The sequence below is a fragment of the Mycobacterium sp. TH-M82 genome (assembly GCF_057473605.1).
Genome location: NZ_JBYCKY010000450.1, coordinates 1 through 2,988 on the forward strand (window position 1 = coordinate 1; position 2,988 = coordinate 2,988).

Below are 2,988 nucleotides of genomic sequence, written 5' to 3' on the forward strand. Positions count from 1 at the left end.
CTCGCCACGGGCCTTGGGCGCGTCGGCCAGCGGCCCAAGCCCGAACGTCAAGAACGCACTGATCGCCCCGGTCGTCCCGATGGCGCGTCGACCCCGCTGCGCCATCACCTTACGCGAAGCTGAATCGCGCGTCCCGACGTGTCGGTGCACCATTACGCAAACCTTCCTGGGCAGCAGATGGGATGCTTAGGAGTAGATTAAAGGGCGAACCTGAGGAATTGTCAAACCGCCACCCTCCGCCTGCGAATAGTGGATCGTAGAGGAATCTCCGTAACTCAAAACACCTCACTCGAAGGAACCCGGCGATCTTGAGGTCACCGCTCCTCCGCCTGCCCACGTGCTTCAGTCGGCCAACAAGGTTAGTCGTGAGAATTTGCTCGGACCGTCCGAGATTGCGCAACATCGCCAACGCATCTTGGTGCGAGCGTCCCCGGGCGGCGCCCAGGCCACCCACCAACCGGTGTCGGCGAACTTCACTTACCGTAAACGACGTCGTCGACCTCGCTTGGCCCCACTGACACATGGCTCGAGCCAAACCCAGCGAGGCAGCGCCAATGGTCCTCATCGGACTCCTCGACGGCCAGAGGGACTGCTGGGCGGCTCACGCCCCGGCGGGCCGGGTACCGATCACCTTGTCGGCCGCTAACCGCGCCAGGTCTTCGTCGTTGAGCAAGCACAGTTCGCGCAGCACTTCGGTGGTGTGCTGGCCCAGGGTGGGCGGGGGCCGCGTCAGCCAGCGATGCTGCCCGGCCAGCGGCGCGAACGGCGGACACGGATATAGGCCCGGCCCGGTTCGCGGATGGGTCAGGAGCTCGAAGAACCCTCGATCGCGCAGTTGAGGATTCTCGGTGACCAGCGAAGGCGACACCACCGGTGCGGCGGGGATGCCTGCCGCGGCAAGCTTTTCGACTGCAGGGTCGATTAGCTGGCCGGCGAACCAGTCGGCCAGCCGAGCATCGATGTCGTCGGCACGATCCTGTCGTCCGGCTGCCTCGGTCAGCCGCGCGTCGTCGGCCCAAGCCGGGTAGCCCAGCACCCCGACCAGCGCCCGCCACTGCTCGTCGGCGGCCACGGTGACGGCGATCCACTCGTCGTCTCCGGCGCAGCGATAGAGGTTCTGCACGAGGGCGCCTTGGTCGCGGTTGCCCTGCCGCCCCAGGGTCATCCCGAACACCTCGGACTCCATCGGCTGGACCGCGGTGACGCCCAGCACCGATTCGATCATCGGCAGCTCCACCAGTTGACCGGCTCCGGTGCGCTCGGCGAACGCCAGCGCCGCCGTCACCGCGAACGCGGCGTGCGCACCGGCCAGCGGATCACACGCTCCGCGCGGTGCAACCGGCGGGCCGTCGGGCAATCCGGTCACCCAGGCCAGCCCGGCGATCTGCTCCATGGTGGGGGCAAAGCCGACCCGGTCACGCCACGGGCCGTCCAGGCCGAACGCGGGCATTCGGGCGATGACCAGCTGTGGGTTGACGCCCAGCAGCGCGTCGGCGGTCAGCCCGAAGTGGTCCATCACCCGCGGCGAGAAGTTCTCGATCACCACGTCGGCTCCGGCCGCCAGCGTCATAAACAGCCGTCGTCCGTCGTCGGACCCCAAATCCAGGGTGACCGACCGCTTGTTGGTGTTCATGGCGTGGAACACCCAGCCGTATTCCCACCAGTCGTCGACGTCGGTGCGCATCCCACCCGAGTAGCGGATGCCGTCGGGCCGTTGGATCGACTCCACCTTGATCACCTCGGCACCGAACGCCGCCAGCAGGTGGGTGGCGGCCGGCCCGGCCCAGAACGCGGTCAGGTCTACCACGCGGACGCCCTCCAGCGGCAGCCGTGGGTCGGCCAGGCCTGGTGCGAATTCCCGCTGCTGCCAGGTGGGTTCGGTGTTGGCATCACCGAGTGTCGGTGCGCTCGCCAGCGGTGCGGGTGCGCACTGCGACATCAGCCACGGCGAGCGCGGCTGATGAAAACCGGCCGCGTTGCGCACGAACACCCCGCGCTCCGTGAGGTGGTCCATCTCGCGGATGGTGGCGCCGTTGCCCAGCGGCGCGATCGGCAGCCGGAACAGTTGCCCCAGTTCGACGATCTCGTCCACGGTGTGCTCACGCAGCCACGGCCCGATCAGTTCGCGGATGAAATCCCGGTGTTCCCAGCGGCCGAGCTGAAAGCGCAACTGCGGGTTTTCGGTCAGCTCCGCACGATCGAGCATCGCAGCGAAATCGAGCCACTGCTGACCGGTGACCATGGTGATGCCGACGTAACCGTCCTTGGCCTCTTCGATCGAGGGCACCTCGATGGTGCGGGTGACCGGCGGCACCCGCAGCAGCTGGCTGTGCAGCCATTCGGAGCTCTGCATCAACGTCATCGCCTCCAGCATGGACAGGTCCAGGTGCTCGCCCGGACCCCCATGCCGTACGCGGCGATACACCGCCAGCGCACCGAACGCAGCACACACGCCGCCCATGTACTCCCCCAGCCGGCCGCCGATCGCGATGGGCGGCCCGGCGGGATCGCCGCGGAACCCGGTCAGGCCCGCCCAGGCCTGCAGGGTGAACTCACTGGCCGCCCGCTCGGCATACGGCCCGGTCCAGCCGAAGTCGGAGATCGACACGACGACGGCGTGCGGGTTGGCCGCCAGCAGCCGCTGCGGATCGATGCCCAAATCCGTCGCCTGCGAGGCGGTGGCGGCCATCACGATGACGTCGGCGGCGCCGAGTTCGGCGCGGTATCGCGGATCCGAGGGTGACACGGCCAGGCTGCGCTTGCCGGCGTTGAGGTAAGAAAACAGCGGCGCGTCCGTCGACTCCGGCACCGGTGAACCGCAGGAGGTGTAGCTGCGCAGCGAATCCCCTTGCGGCAGCTCGATTTTTCGCACCTCGGCACCCGCATCGATAAGCAGCTTGCCGCAGTAGCTGCCCGCTATCCGGTCGCTGATCTCGACGACCCGCAGCGAATCCAGCGGCGTCGGTCGGCACTGCGATCCGTCGCTGG

At 67.9% G+C, this 2,988-nt stretch carries 1 protein-coding gene; it reads right to left on the reverse strand.

The features are described from left to right. Positions 1-601 precede the first annotated feature (601 nt). On the reverse strand, positions 602-2,988 hold a 2,387-nt coding region (locus AC2VON_RS13810), incomplete at its 5' end, for a CaiB/BaiF CoA-transferase family protein (RefSeq protein WP_486953480.1).